Genomic DNA, 16093 nt, shown 5'->3' on the forward strand with positions numbered 1-16093 from the left:
GTTCCCCCTGTGAGAGTAGGACGTCGCCAAGCTTATATTGTTCCGCAGTAGCTCAGTGGTAGAGCATTCGGCTGTTAACCGAACGGTCGTAGGTTCGAGTCCTACCTGCGGAGCCATTATTGGAGAGCTGTCCGAGTGGCCGAAGGAGCACGATTGGAAATCGTGTAGACGGGTAACCCTGTCTCAAGGGTTCAAATCCCTTGCTCTCCGCCATTTATACCTGGCCCGTTGGTCAAGCGGTTAAGACACCGCCCTTTCACGGCGGTAACACGGGTTCGAATCCCGTACGGGTCACCATTTAGATAACATATTGGAGGATTAGCTCAGCTGGGAGAGCATCTGCCTTACAAGCAGAGGGTCGGCGGTTCGATCCCGTCATCCTCCACCATTTTCAATAAGATCAGGTTGTTTCTGCATAAAGGATTGATTATTCAGCCCATTGAAACGCTTAACACGAAAACTTGATGTATAATAGCAACATTATTACCGTCGCGGGGTGGAGCAGTCCGGTAGCTCGTCGGGCTCATAACCCGAAGGTCGCAGGTTCAAATCCTGTCCCCGCAATCTATGGTCCCGTGGTGTAGCGGTTAACATGCCTGCCTGTCACGCAGGAGATCGCGGGTTCGATTCCCGTCGGGACCGCCATTTTTATTGTTTGGCTCAGTAGCTCAGTCGGTAGAGCAAAGGACTGAAAATCCTTGTGTCGGCGGTTCGATTCCGTCCTGAGCCACCATAGTAGTGCCGGTGTAGCTCAACTGGTAGAGCAACTGACTTGTAATCAGTAGGTTGGGGGTTCAAGTCCTCTTGCCGGCACCATGTTTCATCCATATGCGGAGGGGTAGCGAAGTGGCTAAACGCGGCGGACTGTAAATCCGCTCCTTCGGGTTCGGCAGTTCGAATCTGCCCCCCTCCACCATTTTATTACAGGGGTATAGTTTAAAGGTAGAACAGAGGTCTCCAAAACCTCCAGTGTGGGTTCGAGTCCTACTACCCCTGCCAATTTAAATTCTATAATGGCGATTGTGGCGAAGTGGTTAACGCACCTGATTGTGGTTCAGGCATTCGTGGGTTCGATTCCCATCAGTCGCCCCATTTTAAAAAATATGATATAATAATTACAACGTTAATGGGCTATAGCCAAGCGGTAAGGCAACGGATTTTGATTCCGTCATGCGAAGGTTCGATCCCTTCTAGCCCAGCCATATGCGAAAGTAGTTCAGTGGTAGAATACAACCTTGCCAAGGTTGGGGTCGCGGGTTCGAATCCCGTCTTTCGCTCCAAAAAACGTTGGCGGCATAGCCAAGCGGTAAGGCAGAGGTCTGCAAAACCTTTACCACCGGTTCGATTCCGGTTGCCGCCTCCAACATACATGCCGGTGTGGCGGAATTGGCAGACGCGCACGACTCAAAATCGTGTTCCTCTGGAGTGCCGGTTCGACCCCGGCCACCGGTATCAAATAGTCGAAAAATGATTATAGAATCAAGGTCTCAACTTAATTGTTGGGGCCTTTTTTCTTTGTCTTAAATACGACAAAAATAATTCAAAATCGTGTGCGTAGGAGGCCTTAATGATGAGAAGGCGTAAAGAATTAACGGAAGATGAACTAAGAATTATAAAGAAGAAGATTTCAGATGAAGAAGTATATTGAAGCCTTTTTTAAGGACTGCTATTTAAGAAACTTAAGACCAGCGACGATTGAATACTACAAAAATGAATTTCATGGAGCAAAGAAGATTATTAATAAGCAGCTCGTTGAATGGGTACAAAAGGACGTAGAAAGCTTAATTCTCCAGAGTAAGGAATTAATGAAAGTTACTATTATTAATACCCGATTGAGAGCTCTAAGAGCATTCTATAACTTTTTATGTAAGAACAAACTTATCGATAGAACCCAATGAAGAACATCAAATTATTAAGGGATAGACAAAAGACAATTGAAACTTTGGACAATAAAGAAATTGAGAAACTTATAAGGACAATTAGAAAAGAAAAAACGTTTATATCCTTTAGAGATGAAGTAATCATACTTGTTTTCCTAGATACTGGAGTTAGATTGTCTGAACTTGTAGGAATTGAAGCAGATGATGTTAGAGGGAACATTATCATTATTAGAAGAACAAAGAGTCTCTTTGAAAGAATGGTTTATTTATCTGAAACGACACAAGAGCAGCTAAGCAGATATATAAAGATAAGAGGAGACGTTGAGACGACCAAACTGTTCATAAGCCAGGTTAATAAAGAATTAAAAATAAATTAATTTCTGAATATCGATTAAAAGGATTGAGTAAAGAAGTTTGTTACAGGGTCTTAAAAGAGGTCCATGCTTCAATTGGCTTTTATATAAGGTGTTTTCTAAGCAAGTTCTAAATAAGCTCCAAAGTTATCTATATCAGGATTTGCTTCAAATTGATCCCTATGAGATATTTGAAGGAAGATTAAATGATTCCAATGTTCAATTAATTAACTGGTAAGATTTATATAATCCCTAGAAGTCTCAGGATGCTCTGTATTCCAATAACTTTTATATAGAATTTTTATATAGGGAATAGTTTAATGGCCAATTCAGAGTGATTATTAATCCCATCAAATCAATTTAGATTTAGATGATTTTGAGGATTAATAACATATGCTCTATTTTTTTATTATAAGATAAAAATTTTATATCTTTCTATCTATATGGTTACTTAATAGTTTAAGATTATTTGTTAATAGTTTCTGTTAATATAATAATGGTTAGCTTATCCATAAAAGGATGTAACTGAAATGAGTGATAATCGAACTATGACTCGGAGGAACTTACAATGAACAAATTTAGATGGTCAATGGTTGGACTTATAACAGCTGCAGCAGTTATCTCAGTGGTAATGACAATTTATCAGAATGCTAAAAATTATGAAGAAAGGCGGGAATCTAGAAATACTCCTGGGGAAATTTTGAATAAGGATGATGAAGAAGCAGAAATGGAAGAACAAACTGCAGCAATTGGCGGAGTTGAAGATTCAACTGGTCTTAGTCCTAATTCAACTCAAGACGAAGTCATTGAGGTTATGCATCACATGACACATCAAAAAGTTATTTCTGAAGACAAATGGGGATCAGTTCAGATGACTTCTGAAAACATTAACGAAGTTTACGAAATAGTGAAAGGCAGCGATTTCTCTCTTAAAAGTTATTTGTTAAGGATCGTAACTGGTTGGAAAGAAGGAAACTTTGAAAACGTTGATCAAGATCATAACTTCTTTTGGGAATATCAAGGAGGAACTGTTGGAAAAGCTACTGGAGTCCTTAACTCGGATGAAGAAGCAGAATTTATCGATAATAACTTTTAACAAAAACGAGCCCATCAAGGCTTATTTTTTATTTTAAAATCAATATTTTATTAACCAAAACAAAAAGGACCTGGGTGGTCCTATTGTAGCTTGTCCGCAGCAAGGACATCAAATTTCAAATTTCTTTGTTGTGATGAAGTTCATAATTCAGCAAAATTTATTGGATATGATCTTCAGCTTGGAGCAAAGAAAGAAGAAACGAACTTATATAAAGCTTTAGAAAAGATTGTTTGTGACCGTAGACGATACCCCGTTAACTAAACGCTAGGTACAATCACGAATACACGATTACGGAGAGCAGGCGGGTATAAAAGATGTACGTTGCAGACCGCATACGTTCCGACATACCTTTGCAAAGATGAGCGTTAAGAATGGCACCGGGATATTCGAGCTTCAGCAGATACTCGGACATACTACGTTTGAAATGGTCCGGATATACGTTAACCTATTCGCGGAAGATTTGAAAGAGCAGCACCGGAAGTTTTCTCCATTAAATACGTTAAAGAAACGAAACTACTAATTAAGCGTCACTTCGGGTGGCGTTTTTTTCTTTTCTTCACGGGGTTAAAAAACCCGAAATACGCAGCGAATAACGTCTTGCTCCAACTACACAGGGACGGAGAGATACAACGCTCGACCGCCTTTATTCCGTATTGCTATTTCGGTCCAAACGTACAGATGAAACAACAATCGCAGAAAGTAGGTCATTTTTTGGCGATATTAAACGTCTATAAAGAGATGCTGAAGCTTGGCGACCTGGAATCGTTTTTAGTTGAGCCGAAGTAGGGACGGAAAAAGGACGGATGCTGCGAGCCGGACATATACGTACACTTTCGGCGCACTCCGTTTTTTATCGAGGTACAGAAAACAGTTTACAGCTCTAAGCAGATGGATGAGAAACTCGACCGATATTGTCTGTTATACGAAAATGGTGTTATCGATAATCCGTTCCCGCACGTCCTAATACTTTCGGATCAGCGCTATGCAATCGACGGAAATTATCCATTTAAGGTCTTTCAAAGCGAATCATTTACGGAGTTCATGAGTTCGTTAAGGAGCGAACCAGCGCCAAGCAGGTCGAGTGAAGGCGGAGTGCGAATCGTTGTTAAATAAAAAGGCTCTGTTAAAGGATGTTGTTGATTTTCTTGATGAACTAACTGGGCAGTTTAGTTGAACAAGGAAAGATGGTCCAATGTTTTGCATAAGACGCATATTGCGAAACTAGCTCAGCAATTCATCCAGAGAGAAACTTAATTCCGGAACAAGGTCGGAACGCTGGTAAAAGCTATATTTTTCTATTTAGTTACAACTATAAGGACAAACGGTCACGCAATATTAAAAAACAAAAATATATTATTTAGAAGGAGGGGAATTTTATGTCATCTAATTCTAATTTTTGCTGTCCTCTCTGTTTTAATAGGATCTGTTGTTGTCCCCCTGTTCATCAAGGACCTCCGGGTCCTCCAGGTCTCCAAGGAGTTCCAGGAATTCCAGGGCCCCGAGGACTACGAGGACCTCTAGGACCTCCAGGACCTTCAGGACCTCCAGGACCACAAGGGCCTTCAGGACCTCTAGGGCCTCAAGGGCCTCAAGGGCCTTCAGGATCTCCAGGACCTCAAGGACCTCAAGGGCCTTCAGGATCTCCAGGACCTCAAGGACCACAAGGGCCTCCAGGAGAAGATGCAGGTTGTCTATGTGATTGCTGTGTTTTTCCTATGCAGAACGTTTTACAACAACTTGTTGGGCAAACTGTAATTCTTGGCACTATTGCAGACGCACCAAATGTACCTCCTCTCTTTTTTTTATTTACTATTATTCAAGTGAATGATTTTTTAGTTACTGTTACAGATGGAGTGACAACCTTTAGTGTAAATATTTCTGATGTAACAGGGGTAGGATTTTTACCTCCAGGACCAACTATCAATTTGTTGCCACCTGTTGATTCTGGGTGCGAATGTGAGTGTCGTGAACGACCAATTAGACAATTGCTGGATACACTTATCGGTTCTACAGTGAATCTTTTAGCAAGTAATGGTTCTATTGCAGCAGATTTTAACGTGGAACAAACAGGTCTTGGCATAGTGTTAGGTACTTTACCAATAAGTCCTGAAACAATCGTTAGATTTGCAATTTCAACTTGCAAAATTACGGCTGTAGGGCAGACTAGTTGATCAACCTTAATCTTTAACAAAGTCTAATAAAAAAGAGGAAGTCGGGGGATTATTCCGCATCCTCTTTCTTTTCGATAAATTCAACTACCTCACTTATTGAGCAATCCAAGTATTCGCCGATAAATAAAATATTGGAGGCGATTATATGAAAAACGCTAAAAAAATTACCGTAACTTACTTATTTGAGGGAAGATTTATCCATCAGAAAATACACCTGGCCTTCTTTTATCAGGCAATAAAGTTTTCGTGACTCACGAAAGGTTAGCTGTTTATAAAGCAACTCCTACAAGCGATCTGAACGTTTATCTCGTTAATTTGGACGAAAATGACAAGGATTATTTAATGAATTCGGGTCCAGTCATGGAAGCTATAGGCGTTTGAAACCGAAAAGGTAAATAAACGGCGCGGCAACGCCGGAATTAAGACAGGATCACGGCAATGACCATCGAACGGAACGCCTGTCATGCGGCAACGTGGCGGGCAATGAAAAAGAACGGTTCAGGGCAATTTAGGCGGGCCCAAGAGCCGTTTTTTATATATTGAAGGCGGGAAATTTCGAAAAAGCTACGAAGTTTCCGTTCCTAATGCCTATTATTTTTTAGGGAGTTGCACTACATCTATTATGTCTACATGCACTTAGTGTTGCAACAAAATATAGTTAGGACCACGAGGACAGCGTACATTTTGGTTAGCTGTCTTTTTTATGGCAAAAGAGAACATTAAATCTAGATACAGTCTATATTATCCTTATTCAAGGGAACTATATAACCAATTAACTTAATGATGTCAGGAGCAGGGGGATAAATAATGAAAGTACTGTCGATGATCCAGCCTTGGGCAAGCTTATTTGTCCTTAGGGAATCCGAATATGAAACAAGGACTTGGAGAACGCATTATCGGGGTCCTCTTGCTATTCATACGAGCAAAAAAGTAGATAAGCCCGCCTGTAGACTGGATGGAGTTGCCGAGCTGCTGGCTAAGCATGGGTATACAGAAGATAATCTGCCGACCGGAATGATAATTGGAGTCTGCAAGCTGAAAAACTGTTTGAAAATAGAAGAAAACAATGGAAACTGGGCGGTCTTAGAAGATAGTCGGGTTATTTCAGGGAATGACTTGTTTTTAGGGGATTACAGAGTTGGCGGCTATGCCTGGGAAATTGAGGACATGCGGATGCTCGATGAATATATTCCTGCAAAAGGGCAGCTTGGGCTGTGGGAGTTTAGCGGAAAAATATAAGTATCAAACCATAGTGGCACTGAATCTGGAAATTCTATGCTTGTGGTTCTCTTTGGGGTTGCCATTTGATTAGGAATTTACTGTTTTTTTGGTGGTTTTTCATAGTTCTGAGACTAATTTTTGCTTGTTTCCCCATTGCGCGGTTCAAAAAGAGGGAGAAATATGATGGTTTTTAAAGGATATCGGTTTCCGCAAATGGGGATTAACATTTTTTTAGCCCGACTCAAAATCGTGTTCCTCTGGAGTGCCGGTTCGACCCCGGACACCGGTATCACCAATAGCGAAGGATTGCTATTACAAAAAGCTTCACACTTAATTGTGTGAAGCTTTTTTTGTGTTCATGACACTACAAGATCAAATGATTTTCCATCACTCAAGAATGTAGGAAAAGTGAAACGAAGGAGCAAACAAACATCATGGGAGTGATTAAGGGTATTAGAATATCATGTGATACGCTGTGACAGACGCCTATTGAAGCTACAAAACGATACATGAATTCTCTATTAAGGAGCACGTTTGTTACTACGATTAAAAAAAACGAATGGTCAAAGAGTATTAACTCTGCCATTCGTTTCGTTAACTTTGATAAATGATTTAGAATTCAATATTCATAGCATTCAAGTCTGCTTCGGTATAGCCAGAAGCGGAGAGTGCGATTTCAATTTTTTCAGCAGCCTTATAATCAAATAATTTGAATTTAGACATTAATGCGAAAGCATTTTGATTTTCGATCGCCAAGGCAACAGCCTCCACGTCTTGCAGTAACTTCAGGTCTTCAATGTAGAATTGAGCGGTTCTCATAGCTAAATACTCATTCGTTGTAGTCGAACTGTAGAAAAGCCTTGTTAAAGTGGCGATTGCGTTAGGAACGAAAATCTTATTCATAATTACCCCTCCACTATTCATAATATTCTGTCACCTGAGTCACTACTAGTATGAGTCACTCTAAAAATGTTGTCAATCTTTATCTTTTGAGCATTTTTACTCACCAGTTGAAAGTAGATATATATTGAAATTGAGTAATAAAATATCTGAGACTTTTCCAAAGGCAAAAATCATTGCACAGGGCGCACGACGTAGGCGAAAGAATGAAGTTTGTTTACGAAACGAACATCTTTAGGTCTCAGGCTCGATCATAACAAGTTGGATTATATACTTCTTCTATTTACTTTATTCAACGCCATTTTTTTAGAAATTCTTTCAATTATGAGACTGTTTCTGTGTTCGGAAATTTAAAAGGGCTTATGAATCACAGATCCTTATAAACTGTAAAGAAGGCGGGCTCCCACATTACGCAGCTCTCCAGATGAAACACTATCAGCCACAATTATTTGCATGGTTCTCGTAGCTGTCATTCGTTTGTCTGGATATTTCAGTTGTAGCTGCTGTTGTATCGCTCGGAAAAGTTCATTATTTTCTGGACGGTTAGCGTTATAGATTTCTTGTAAACTTTTTGATTTTCCCATGACCTTTCCTACTTTCCATCAAGTGTGAGATACATATAAAAGCTTATGCAATAATATTCGTATGTTCTATATTTCCGTCTAATCGCTTCTAATTCCTTCTTTTTTCAATTAAATCTTTAAAGAACAGAGAAGGTTGCCCCTGTTTTTTTACAAGGCGTTAGCCCACCTGTCTTACAGCTTGACCTTTGTTATATATGTTGTTGTTGTTTTTCTTTATTTTTTAAAAAAGAACCTGTGCATTAAACAGGAGAGAGGTATAGGAAGACCTTATAAAGGGTAATTAAAATCAGTAAATAATAAATGGAGGAGCATTTAAAAATTTCATTAAAGAATTATTATTTAAGAAATCCAAGACCAGGAAAGTAGCCGCCTCGCAGTATTTTTAATAATATCGATGGAATATGGCAATAAATAAAAAAACACTATCTAAGAACACTTCACAAAACAAATTTTCTAAGGGGCGGAAAATTGTGAACAATATGGGATGTCAATGCAGGTCCAATGACGAATTACAGCAACTGGTTGATGAGGCAAAAAAATATACGAGTAACGGAACAGTGGCAAACTATATACCGGCTCTTGAAAAGGCGAATCCTGAGGATTTGTCTGTTGCTATTTATTATCCTGACGGGAAAGGATATTGTGCGGGGAATGTAAGCGGTAAAATGACCCTTCAAAGCATATCAAAAGTTTTGACACTTGCTCTTGTATTAATGGAAAAAGGGGAGGATCATGTTTTTTCCTATGTAGGAAAGGAACCCACTGGGGATCCTTTTAATTCGATTGCCAAGCTAGAGACAAACAAGCCATCCAAGCCGTTAAACCCCATGATTAATGCAGGAGCATTGACTGTGACCCACATGATAGAGGGTGCCAGTGTAACCGAGCGATTTCAGCGTATTTTACATTTTATCCGGAAGTTGACGCAAAATCCGAATATCGGCTTTAATGAAGATGTTGCCCGGTCAGAATATAATACAGCAGACTTGAATAGGTCGTTAAGTTATTTTTTAAAACAGCATCAAGTAATAAATGAGGATGTGGAGGATTTAATCGAATTGTATTCGAAGCAGTGTGCCATTGAAATGGACAGTCAGGATTTAGCGAGGATAGGCTGTGTGCTTGCCATGAATGGGAAAGATTTACTGACGGGAAAGCAAATCATCCCAGGGGACATTGCCCGTATTTGCAAGACATTCATGGTTACCTGCGGCATGTATAACGCATCAGGTGAATTTGCCATTAATGTTGGCATACCGGCTAAAAGCGGTGTGTCAGGGGGAATCATGGGGGCCGTCCCCGGAAAATGCGGGATTGGAATTTATGGTGCAGCGCTGGATGAGAAGGGGAACAGCGTTGCCGGGATAAAAATCTTGGAAATGATGGCGAAAAAGTATTCCTTAAGTATGTTTAATTTGTAAACATGGAAACCAGTACCGAGTCAGTCGGATGTTAATTGAGTTCAGTGTAAAGCCTTAAGGAAACAAATTTTACTTTCAAGGCAAAAAAAAGACCTTTGCACATCAGGGCAAGGTCTTAGGACTATTTCATAACAAGTTGGAGAAAAGGGATACTTTTTTATATAAAGCATTTACCTCTTTATTTCGATGTTCCCCGATTTCATTTTTTAGCTGGCCTTCCATATCGATCATTAGATCAGCTAACTTCAATGCCTTTTGTCTGTCGGAAATATTGCTGCGAATGATAGATTCATATTTTGCATTGTATTCAGTCAGTGACATTTCTTCCGTCCTCCCATAGTGTAAAGTCATATAAGCTGCCCTCTGTTCCTTCATCAGCAACCCCAATGTACTTAAGTGTAATTACAGGGTGTGAATGGTTAAGGATCATTTGTAACTCAGCGAGGTTCTTACTACGTTTATAGTGCCAGTACCCGAATGTTTTCCGCATGGTATGTGTACCGACGCCCTCGATGTCCACCATGTCCGCTGCTTTATTAAGCTGTCTGTATGCTTGTATCTTACTTATTGGCTTATCACCCTTGCGTGAGGGGAATAGCCATTCACCATCAATGGTGGCTATATAGGCGGCCAATTCATTACATATAGTATTAAGCTGTATCATTCTTGGCTTTTTTGTTTTCCCTTCCTTGATGATGACCTCCATCTTGCCTTCAATGTCCTTTATCTTCAGCGATAATAGATCAGTCACCCGTAAGCCGGTATTGATGCCTAACAAGAACAATATGTAGTCTCTCTCGCTGCAATGTCTTTTCAATGACCATTTCATATCATCTAATTTTTCCGATGATCTGATTGGTTGAACGTCTATTAAATGTTCTTTTGGCAAAAGTGATCACCCTTAATTCACGCCAATGGAATCAGTATTTTGAATGTATACTTTTAAGAGTAACACTGAAAAAGGAGGGAAGTCAATTTGAGGGGTATATTGATATTTTTTGGACTGTCCATTTTATAGGGTTCGGAGTATTTTTAGTTGTTTATTGAATAATGGCAATAAAAACTTCTGGAACTTGATATAATGAAAATAGTAATATTTTTCTAAACTAGTGTTATTGATGGATATTTAATAGATGAATTAATTCATTCTGAATGTAATATGCTTTAGCAGGATTGGGGAAACCACCATGAAGAGAGTTTTGGCTATATTGAAAAAATTACACCCTATAATGTCAAGGTTGATCACCATGGCAATTATGGTTTTGGTTTTTTACTGCATGTTCATGTTCGCAGACCTGGATAATGAAAAGTCAGACAGCGAGCGTCATAACGAGCGGTCGGTGAATTTTGAAGAGATGAGCGATCAAGAGTCTGAAGAAAAGCCAGCAGGTTCTATAGTGAACTATTGTAAAGATAGCGCTAATGAGAGTCGCTCCTCCAGTTGGTTTGGTATGGAAGTAAACGAAATGGAACCTAGCGAATACACGGTCGAATGCATTGAACACTTGGAATAGCAGCGGAGTTCCTATGAACAAATTAAGGATTCACACCATGGACATTAGGTACGTACATCCAAGCGTCTGGCTGGCTTATTGGAATGGAGCGGAAAGCACGGGAGTAATGGTCTACACTGAAATGATTGGTGATGAACCGGGTACACAGCGGGGGAAGCCCATATTAGCCTGTTTGGATCTTAACCAAACAGGTTTTTAGTATGAAAGGAAATCCAATGGAAAAAATGGAATAGAATATAATGAAGCATGAAGGAAATTTTTTCACCCCCATATCTTTTTCTCTTTCTGAAACGTTTAGAGGATAGAGGGTGTTGAAGGAGTGAGAAAAATGATAAATAAGTTGAGGGAAGATATTTCTGAAGAAAAGGATAACGGTGCAATTTTGCGTGAAGTTTATCCTGAATTGATTCGATTTTGCCGATTTCTGACCCAAAATAATTGGGATGGGGATGATTTGGCTCAGGAAACGATATTGAAGGCAATGCAGGGCTATGGGAAGAAAACGGTGATAACCACAGCTTTATTGAAGACGATAGCCCGACATTCCTGGATTGATACGATACGAAAAAGGAAAAAAGAATCTTTAGACGATCTGTTGGATACCGAACAACTGGGGGCAGTTGGGGAAAATGTCTTTGAAACGGTTGAATATATAATAAAATCCCTTACCCCGAAACAAGCTGTAGTGTTCATATTAAAGGAAGGATTCCTCTACCGGTCAAAAGAAATCTCAGATTACTTGAACACCACGGAAACGGCTGTAAAGGCAATCTTGAACCGTGTGAAGAAGCGTTTTGAGAATGACGTTGAAGATCGTAGGTTGTCTTGCGTGGAAGATTGGCAGGATGAGGAGGAGCAGCGGCTCATGTCCCTGATGACACAGGCTTTAAAAGCCCAAAATCCGGATATCCTCATTAGAAGCATCCCATCTTTCAAATCCCTGAAGAGTGCGTCGATGATTCCTAAACTGATGAATCGTTCGAATCTTTCCAAATCAAGCTTCACTCCTTCAAACACACTCTCAATGGCTGCATAGCCAATATTATTGTTAGGAGGAAGAAGAGATATGACCACCATTCCATATGTAATTGAGCAATCCAGCAAGGGTGAGCGCTCGTACGATATTTATTCCAGACTTCTAAAAGACCGTATCATCATGATTGGGGAAGAAATCACCGATCATTTAGCCAATAGTGTGGTTGCCCAATTGTTATTCTTGGCAGCAGATGCACCTGATAAAGAAATTACTATCTTCATAAACAGTCCCGGGGGATCGACCAGTGCCGGTTTCGCCATTTATGATACGATGCAATATATTAAGCCTGATATCCGGACTGTATGTACGGGGATGGCCGCATCATTCGGTGCCATGCTTTTATTGGCGGGTACGAAAGGGAAAAGGTGCGCTTTGCCAAATAGTGAAATCATGCTTCATCAACCGCTTGGTGGGGCGAGGGGGCAAGCAACGGAAATCGAAATTTCTGCCCGAAGGATTTTGAAGCTGAAGGATCATATCAATCAAATCATCTCGGAAAGGACCGGTCAGCCTATCGAAAAGGTGGCGAAGGACACAGATCGCGATTACTTCTTAAGTGCAAATGAGGCGAAGGATTACGGTATAATCGATGAAATAATCGTTCAGGATAATTAATTCTGATAAAGACGCTGGCTGTACGAAAACGAAAAGAAACTGCCGATATTAGATTGGCAGTTTTTTTTACCTTTTTCCCATTACTCCATCTATTTATCCACAAAACCCCATACCTTGTTTCAATACTATTCCAAATCCACTACCTCAGCTTCACAATGCCCGGCACCCGGTATTATCAATTTGTCTTTGTATACTGTTGCTGCATTATATATGTCATCCAGTATGCAATAAGTGACGAATGAATCTTCTTGAAAAAATGGAATGTTATCTTGGGTAATTATTGATATCTGGGTTTGGATGTCTTCCTTTTCTGGATAGTCCATCCATTTAATATGTTAAAATAAATAGTATCTGACATTATCAATCTTGGAGGAAGTTTTTATGAAGAAACCGCAAAAGGTTTTACTTATTAGTGGAATCTCTGCTGTTGCATTATTCGGGGTGGGGGTTGCTTCCTTTAAAATCATGGAGAACTCCAATGAGTACGAAAAAGCTCAACTCGTAATGGAGGCCAGGGAAGCCAAAGAACAAATTGAAAGAGAAAGAGAAGATGAAAAAATCGAAGCCAAAAGGGAAGCGAAAGCTAAAGCTGCGGAACTTGAAGCGAAAACAGCGATATATGATGGGATTGAATTTGAAACGGGACTTGATGAGGGCTCAACCGAAATGGAAGTCATGGACGTCATGCATAAAATGACTCATCAAAAGGTTCGCTCGCAAGATAAATGGGGAGCTATACCGATGTCCCCTAAGATTATAGAAGAAGTTTATAAAATAGTGGATTCAAGTGATTTTCAGCATAGAGAAAGATTGCTGTCCATCGCTGCCCGGTGGCGAGACTTTGATTTTAGCACGATCGTTCAGGACCATAACTTCTTTTGGGAAGATAAAGAGGGCACCGTTGGAAAAGCCCATGGAACATTAAGTCGGGCAGAAGAGATTGAATTCATTGAAGTTAATTTTAAATGAGGGGACAAAGTACTGAAAATGCCAAAGGGCGAGTTGGCTAGTCCTGCCAATAAAGAAAACACTCAAACTTCCTGCAATAAGGCCGTTTGAATGTTTTCATTCGCTTATGGGGCAGTCAGTAAAGGAAGCTTACCTTCGATACAGGAGTTTTATTTCTTAACAATTAGTCTGCTGGACTCGTTCTCCTTGTTTACGGGAACGTCTTTTCCTACTGTGACCCTGCGAACGACGCGGTGCTGGTTCCCGTAATCGGCAATAGCGTAATGCTGCGTGGCTAGGTTATCCCAAATGGCCACGTCGCCTTCACTCCATTGCCAACGCACGGTATTTTCTAAGCGCGTGACGTATGAATCGAAGATGCTTAATAATCTTTCGGATTCACTTGTTGTATAGCCTTCCACTCTACCAGCAAAGCCACCTAATAACAAATGCCTTTTTCCGGTTTCGGCGTGTACGTGAACGACTGGGTGCCTTGTTTTATAAATGGTCGATTCGAATATATCACGATATTTCTTTTTAACCTCATCATCAATGTTTTCGGCTGGTTTGAATTGAGCATAATCATATTCATTTGTATGGATTGCCCATAGTCCGTCCGCTAATTTCTTCAATCCATCCGGCAGGTCCTCATATGCTTCATTCGTATTGGCCCAAACTGTATCTCCGCCAACTTCAGGGATGGTCACCCCTCTTAAAACAGAGTATTTAGGAACCTCTGGAACGAAAGTGACATCAGTGTGCCAATGGTTTGCTTTAGCACCGCGTTCGGAGTCAAGCTCGAAAATATAGTTAGTATTGTCTTTGACCGGTACTGTAGGATGTGCATAAGGTTCACCCAATAGTTTGGCAAATGCTTCTTGGCTGGCATCGTCCAAATGATTTTGACCTTTGAAGAATATGACTTTATGATCGTTTAACGCTTGTTTGATTTCATTGAAAATAGTTAAATCCAAGTCTCCGCTTAATTCCACTCCTTGAATTTCCGCTCCAATCCTTCCTGCTACCGGTACCACTTTCAATTGTTGTGTTTTAGTTTCCGTCATAATCAATCTCCTCCTGTAAGGTTAGTTTTTTATTTTTTAAAGGCTTCATCAATGTATTCATTGTTGATGTGATTTTTAAAATTAAATGATTTCTTGATATAACCCACACCAGCTAAAGTATCGATGGATTCTTGTTGTGCTTTGATGGCATCTTCGGTAAAGAAGATATTTGGTTTTTCGGCCGTTATTATTGTCTTTACGGTGCTCACTGGCAATTTAGTTTCTTTGGAATAAATTTCAGATGCTTCATCTGGATTCTCAATTTGCCAGTCGGCTGCTTTTTTATAAACCTTTAAATAGGCCTCGACAATTTCAGGATGCTCTTCGGCAAAGCCCTTACGTGCAATGATTGCACCAGGAGCTAATATTTTTCCTTTTACTTTAAGTGCGACAGCATTCCCTTTTTCAATATTATTAAGGTAATAAGGGTTCCATATTGCCCAGGCGTCCAATTTTTTGGTTTCAAAAGCCGCTTGAGCATCATCTGGTTGCAAATTGATGAGTTTAATGTCATCAGTCGTTAAGCCATGGGCTTTCAATGCCTTGATTAAATACACATGACCCGTTGTCCCCGAGGCAACGCCGACCGTTTTTCCTTTTAAGTCTTCAATCTTCTTTATGTTACCTCCCGCTTGAGCCAGGATCCGGACAGATGACTCACCCCGGCCTGTTTGTGCAATCACTTCGAATGGCAGGTTTTTATCAATGCCGGCAATCAGTGCACCATCCCCTAAAAAGGACAGGTCAACCCGATTGGAAGCGAGGGATTCCAAAAGCGGGGGACCACTCTGGAATTCACTCCACTCGATTTGGGCATCCAGTTTAGAAAACTCTTCGTTGAACAATCCCTTTTCCTTTGCAATGACCAATGGTCCCATTTTGCCATTTAAGGCAATATGAACTTTCAGTGGATCACTTTTCCCGGAAGCTTTGCCGGCATCGGAATTACAGCCTGCCAATACAGCGATGCTAATGATGGCAAGTAGTACTGCGGTTAGATGTTTACGATATTCCTTCATGAATTCCCTCCTTTTTTACAGCTATACACATCTGGATAGTCAGACAAATGACAAAAAAGAGATTCAACGAAGAGTTTGATTGGTTACTCTTCATTGAATCTCCGGTAGTCCAGTTGATTCACATGACCTTTATTTAATTGGCTCCAGTGTGAAGCGGATTTGTGTATGAATGCATCTTAACAGCTGTTAGAATTATCTGTCAATACTTTTTACGATTAATCCGATAAAATAAATTGGTATTAGGTGTTGATTATAAATAATCGATAAGTTA

General features: G+C 40.2%; 17 protein-coding genes, 15 tRNA genes and 3 pseudogenes. 28 read left to right on the forward strand and 7 right to left on the reverse strand.

What is annotated here, in order from left to right:
- Positions 1 to 41: 41 nt before the first annotated feature.
- The 22 genes and pseudogenes from OTG27_RS05505 to OTG27_RS05610 all read left to right on the forward strand — a co-directional run bounded on the left by OTG27_RS05505 (position 42) and on the right by OTG27_RS05610 (position 7063).
- Positions 42 to 116 (forward strand) — tRNA-Asn (locus OTG27_RS05505).
- Between the two features lie 5 nt (positions 117 to 121).
- Positions 122 to 213, forward strand: a tRNA-Ser gene (locus OTG27_RS05510).
- Positions 214 to 222: 9 nt separating this feature from the next.
- A tRNA-Glu gene (locus OTG27_RS05515) sits at positions 223 to 297 on the forward strand.
- A gap of 15 nt (positions 298 to 312) precedes the next feature.
- Positions 313 to 388 (forward strand) — tRNA-Val (locus OTG27_RS05520).
- A gap of 102 nt (positions 389 to 490) precedes the next feature.
- Positions 491 to 564, forward strand: a tRNA-Met gene (locus tag OTG27_RS05525).
- A 5-nt stretch (positions 565 to 569) separates the two neighbouring features.
- A tRNA-Asp gene (locus OTG27_RS05530) sits at positions 570 to 645 on the forward strand.
- A 12-nt stretch (positions 646 to 657) separates the two neighbouring features.
- A tRNA-Phe gene (locus OTG27_RS05535) sits at positions 658 to 733 on the forward strand.
- Between the two features lie 7 nt (positions 734 to 740).
- Positions 741 to 816, forward strand: a tRNA-Thr gene (locus OTG27_RS05540).
- Positions 817 to 832: 16 nt separating this feature from the next.
- A tRNA-Tyr gene (locus tag OTG27_RS05545) sits at positions 833 to 916 on the forward strand.
- A gap of 9 nt (positions 917 to 925) precedes the next feature.
- Positions 926 to 999 (forward strand) — tRNA-Trp (locus OTG27_RS05550).
- 17 nt (positions 1000 to 1016) lie between these two features.
- Positions 1017 to 1092, forward strand: a tRNA-His gene (locus OTG27_RS05555).
- A gap of 35 nt (positions 1093 to 1127) precedes the next feature.
- Positions 1128 to 1202 (forward strand) — tRNA-Gln (locus OTG27_RS05560).
- A gap of 3 nt (positions 1203 to 1205) precedes the next feature.
- A tRNA-Gly gene (locus OTG27_RS05565) sits at positions 1206 to 1280 on the forward strand.
- A gap of 9 nt (positions 1281 to 1289) precedes the next feature.
- Positions 1290 to 1363: transfer RNA gene (locus OTG27_RS05570), tRNA-Cys, on the forward strand.
- 8 nt (positions 1364 to 1371) lie between these two features.
- Positions 1372 to 1452 (forward strand) — tRNA-Leu (locus OTG27_RS05575).
- A 442-nt stretch (positions 1453 to 1894) separates the two neighbouring features.
- Positions 1895 to 2257 (forward strand): site-specific integrase, encoded by a 363-nt coding sequence (locus OTG27_RS05580; RefSeq protein WP_268936442.1) that lies wholly within the window; start codon positions 1895 to 1897, stop codon positions 2255 to 2257.
- A 544-nt stretch (positions 2258 to 2801) separates the two neighbouring features.
- Positions 2802 to 3329, forward strand: coding sequence for a DUF6241 domain-containing protein (locus tag OTG27_RS05585; protein ID WP_098864908.1), 528 nt, complete (start codon positions 2802 to 2804; stop codon positions 3327 to 3329).
- A gap of 226 nt (positions 3330 to 3555) precedes the next feature.
- Positions 3556 to 3849 (forward strand): annotated as a pseudogene (locus tag OTG27_RS05590) (tyrosine-type recombinase/integrase); the annotation flags it as partial.
- A gap of 368 nt (positions 3850 to 4217) precedes the next feature.
- Positions 4218 to 4442: a hypothetical protein gene (locus tag OTG27_RS05595; RefSeq protein ID WP_268936443.1), complete on the forward strand. Its 225-nt coding sequence runs from the start codon at positions 4218 to 4220 to the stop codon at positions 4440 to 4442.
- Positions 4443 to 4777: 335 nt separating this feature from the next.
- A pseudogene (locus tag OTG27_RS05600) lies at positions 4778 to 5500 on the forward strand (hypothetical protein); the annotation flags it as partial.
- An 807-nt stretch (positions 5501 to 6307) separates the two neighbouring features.
- Positions 6308 to 6739, forward strand: coding sequence for an ASCH domain-containing protein (locus tag OTG27_RS05605; RefSeq protein WP_098864910.1), 432 nt, complete (start codon positions 6308 to 6310; stop codon positions 6737 to 6739).
- A 162-nt stretch (positions 6740 to 6901) separates the two neighbouring features.
- On the forward strand, positions 6902 to 7063 hold the full coding sequence (locus tag OTG27_RS05610; RefSeq protein WP_268936444.1) for a hypothetical protein: 162 nt from the start codon (positions 6902 to 6904) through the stop codon (positions 7061 to 7063).
- Positions 7064 to 7333: 270 nt separating this feature from the next.
- On the opposite strand, the gene OTG27_RS05615 is transcribed toward OTG27_RS05610, so the two are convergent.
- Positions 7334 to 7624, reverse strand: a complete 291-nt coding sequence (locus OTG27_RS05615; protein ID WP_034305321.1) for a hypothetical protein — start codon at positions 7622 to 7624, stop codon at positions 7334 to 7336.
- 374 nt (positions 7625 to 7998) lie between these two features.
- Complete coding sequence (locus tag OTG27_RS05620; protein ID WP_063577327.1) at positions 7999 to 8205, reverse strand: hypothetical protein; 207 nt, start codon at positions 8203 to 8205, stop codon at positions 7999 to 8001.
- Positions 8206 to 8684: 479 nt separating this feature from the next.
- Here OTG27_RS05620 and glsA point away from each other — a divergent pair, with 479 nt between their 5' ends.
- Positions 8685 to 9626: a glutaminase A gene (gene glsA / locus OTG27_RS05625; protein WP_268936664.1), complete on the forward strand. Its 942-nt coding sequence runs from the start codon at positions 8685 to 8687 to the stop codon at positions 9624 to 9626.
- Between the two features lie 126 nt (positions 9627 to 9752).
- On the opposite strand, the gene OTG27_RS05630 is transcribed toward glsA, so the two are convergent.
- The gene (locus OTG27_RS05630) at positions 9753 to 9947 is read right to left on the reverse strand and encodes a hypothetical protein (RefSeq protein WP_098864911.1); all 195 of its coding nucleotides are present in this window, start codon (positions 9945 to 9947) and stop codon (positions 9753 to 9755) included.
- Positions 9934 to 10455 carry a tyrosine-type recombinase/integrase gene (locus OTG27_RS05635; RefSeq protein WP_052137229.1) on the reverse strand — a complete coding sequence of 174 codons (522 nt, stop codon included), beginning with the start codon at positions 10453 to 10455 and terminating at the stop codon, positions 9934 to 9936. Before OTG27_RS05635 ends, OTG27_RS05630 begins: the two co-directional genes overlap by 14 nt.
- A gap of 358 nt (positions 10456 to 10813) precedes the next feature.
- Here OTG27_RS05635 and OTG27_RS05640 point away from each other — a divergent pair, with 358 nt between their 5' ends.
- The 4 genes from OTG27_RS05640 (at position 10814) to clpP (ending at position 12791) form a co-directional block, all read left to right on the forward strand.
- Complete coding sequence (locus OTG27_RS05640) at positions 10814 to 11140, forward strand: hypothetical protein (RefSeq protein ID WP_268936445.1); 327 nt, start codon at positions 10814 to 10816, stop codon at positions 11138 to 11140.
- Between the two features lie 37 nt (positions 11141 to 11177).
- Positions 11178 to 11339: a hypothetical protein gene (locus OTG27_RS05645; RefSeq protein ID WP_268936446.1), complete on the forward strand. Its 162-nt coding sequence runs from the start codon at positions 11178 to 11180 to the stop codon at positions 11337 to 11339.
- 129 nt (positions 11340 to 11468) lie between these two features.
- The gene (locus OTG27_RS05650; protein WP_268936447.1) at positions 11469 to 12176 is read left to right on the forward strand and encodes a sigma-70 family RNA polymerase sigma factor; all 708 of its coding nucleotides are present in this window, start codon (positions 11469 to 11471) and stop codon (positions 12174 to 12176) included.
- 30 nt (positions 12177 to 12206) lie between these two features.
- The gene (gene clpP, locus OTG27_RS05655; protein ID WP_034305312.1) at positions 12207 to 12791 is read left to right on the forward strand and encodes an ATP-dependent Clp endopeptidase proteolytic subunit ClpP; all 585 of its coding nucleotides are present in this window, start codon (positions 12207 to 12209) and stop codon (positions 12789 to 12791) included.
- Between the two features lie 125 nt (positions 12792 to 12916).
- Here the strand turns inward: clpP and OTG27_RS26640 are convergent.
- A pseudogene (locus tag OTG27_RS26640) lies at positions 12917 to 13012 on the reverse strand (alpha/beta hydrolase); the annotation flags it as partial.
- A 160-nt stretch (positions 13013 to 13172) separates the two neighbouring features.
- Between OTG27_RS26640 and OTG27_RS05660 the strand changes: the two are divergent.
- On the forward strand, positions 13173 to 13760 hold the full coding sequence (locus OTG27_RS05660) for a DUF6241 domain-containing protein (protein ID WP_268936448.1): 588 nt from the start codon (positions 13173 to 13175) through the stop codon (positions 13758 to 13760).
- A 149-nt stretch (positions 13761 to 13909) separates the two neighbouring features.
- On the opposite strand, the gene OTG27_RS05665 is transcribed toward OTG27_RS05660, so the two are convergent.
- Together OTG27_RS05665 and OTG27_RS05670 are read right to left on the reverse strand one after the other, a co-directional pair.
- Positions 13910 to 14803 (reverse strand): TauD/TfdA dioxygenase family protein, encoded by an 894-nt coding sequence (locus tag OTG27_RS05665; protein WP_268936449.1) that lies wholly within the window; start codon positions 14801 to 14803, stop codon positions 13910 to 13912.
- 29 nt (positions 14804 to 14832) lie between these two features.
- The gene (locus OTG27_RS05670) at positions 14833 to 15822 is read right to left on the reverse strand and encodes an ABC transporter substrate-binding protein (protein ID WP_268936450.1); all 990 of its coding nucleotides are present in this window, start codon (positions 15820 to 15822) and stop codon (positions 14833 to 14835) included.
- Between the last annotated feature and the right edge of the window lie 271 nt (positions 15823 to 16093).

Origin of the sequence: Peribacillus sp. AS_2, from assembly GCF_026891895.1 — a bacterium.
Classification (GTDB): Bacteria; Bacillota; Bacilli; order Bacillales; family DSM-1321; genus Peribacillus; species Peribacillus frigoritolerans.

Coding starts and splice junctions, on each gene's coding strand:
- OTG27_RS05615 (WP_034305321.1), bottom strand. CDS start 7,624: ATGAATAAGATTTTCGTTCCTAACGCAATCGCCACTTTAACAAGGCTT.
- OTG27_RS05630 (WP_098864911.1), bottom strand. CDS start 9,947: ATGTCACTGACTGAATACAATGCAAAATATGAATCTATCATTCGCAGC.
- OTG27_RS05620 (WP_063577327.1), bottom strand. CDS start 8,205: ATGGGAAAATCAAAAAGTTTACAAGAAATCTATAACGCTAACCGTCCA.
- glsA (WP_268936664.1), top strand. CDS start 8,685: ATGGGATGTCAATGCAGGTCCAATGACGAATTACAGCAACTGGTTGAT.
- OTG27_RS05610 (WP_268936444.1), top strand. CDS start 6,902: ATGATGGTTTTTAAAGGATATCGGTTTCCGCAAATGGGGATTAACATT.
- OTG27_RS05665 (WP_268936449.1), bottom strand. CDS start 14,803: ATGACGGAAACTAAAACACAACAATTGAAAGTGGTACCGGTAGCAGGA.
- OTG27_RS05580 (WP_268936442.1), top strand. CDS start 1,895: ATGAAGAACATCAAATTATTAAGGGATAGACAAAAGACAATTGAAACT.
- OTG27_RS05635 (WP_052137229.1), bottom strand. CDS start 10,455: ATGAAATGGTCATTGAAAAGACATTGCAGCGAGAGAGACTACATATTG.
- OTG27_RS05585 (WP_098864908.1), top strand. CDS start 2,802: ATGAACAAATTTAGATGGTCAATGGTTGGACTTATAACAGCTGCAGCA.
- OTG27_RS05605 (WP_098864910.1), top strand. CDS start 6,308: ATGAAAGTACTGTCGATGATCCAGCCTTGGGCAAGCTTATTTGTCCTT.
- OTG27_RS05640 (WP_268936445.1), top strand. CDS start 10,814: ATGAAGAGAGTTTTGGCTATATTGAAAAAATTACACCCTATAATGTCA.
- clpP (WP_034305312.1), top strand. CDS start 12,207: ATGACCACCATTCCATATGTAATTGAGCAATCCAGCAAGGGTGAGCGC.
- OTG27_RS05670 (WP_268936450.1), bottom strand. CDS start 15,822: ATGAAGGAATATCGTAAACATCTAACCGCAGTACTACTTGCCATCATT.
- OTG27_RS05595 (WP_268936443.1), top strand. CDS start 4,218: ATGGATGAGAAACTCGACCGATATTGTCTGTTATACGAAAATGGTGTT.
- OTG27_RS05650 (WP_268936447.1), top strand. CDS start 11,469: ATGATAAATAAGTTGAGGGAAGATATTTCTGAAGAAAAGGATAACGGT.
- OTG27_RS05645 (WP_268936446.1), top strand. CDS start 11,178: ATGGACATTAGGTACGTACATCCAAGCGTCTGGCTGGCTTATTGGAAT.
- OTG27_RS05660 (WP_268936448.1), top strand. CDS start 13,173: ATGAAGAAACCGCAAAAGGTTTTACTTATTAGTGGAATCTCTGCTGTT.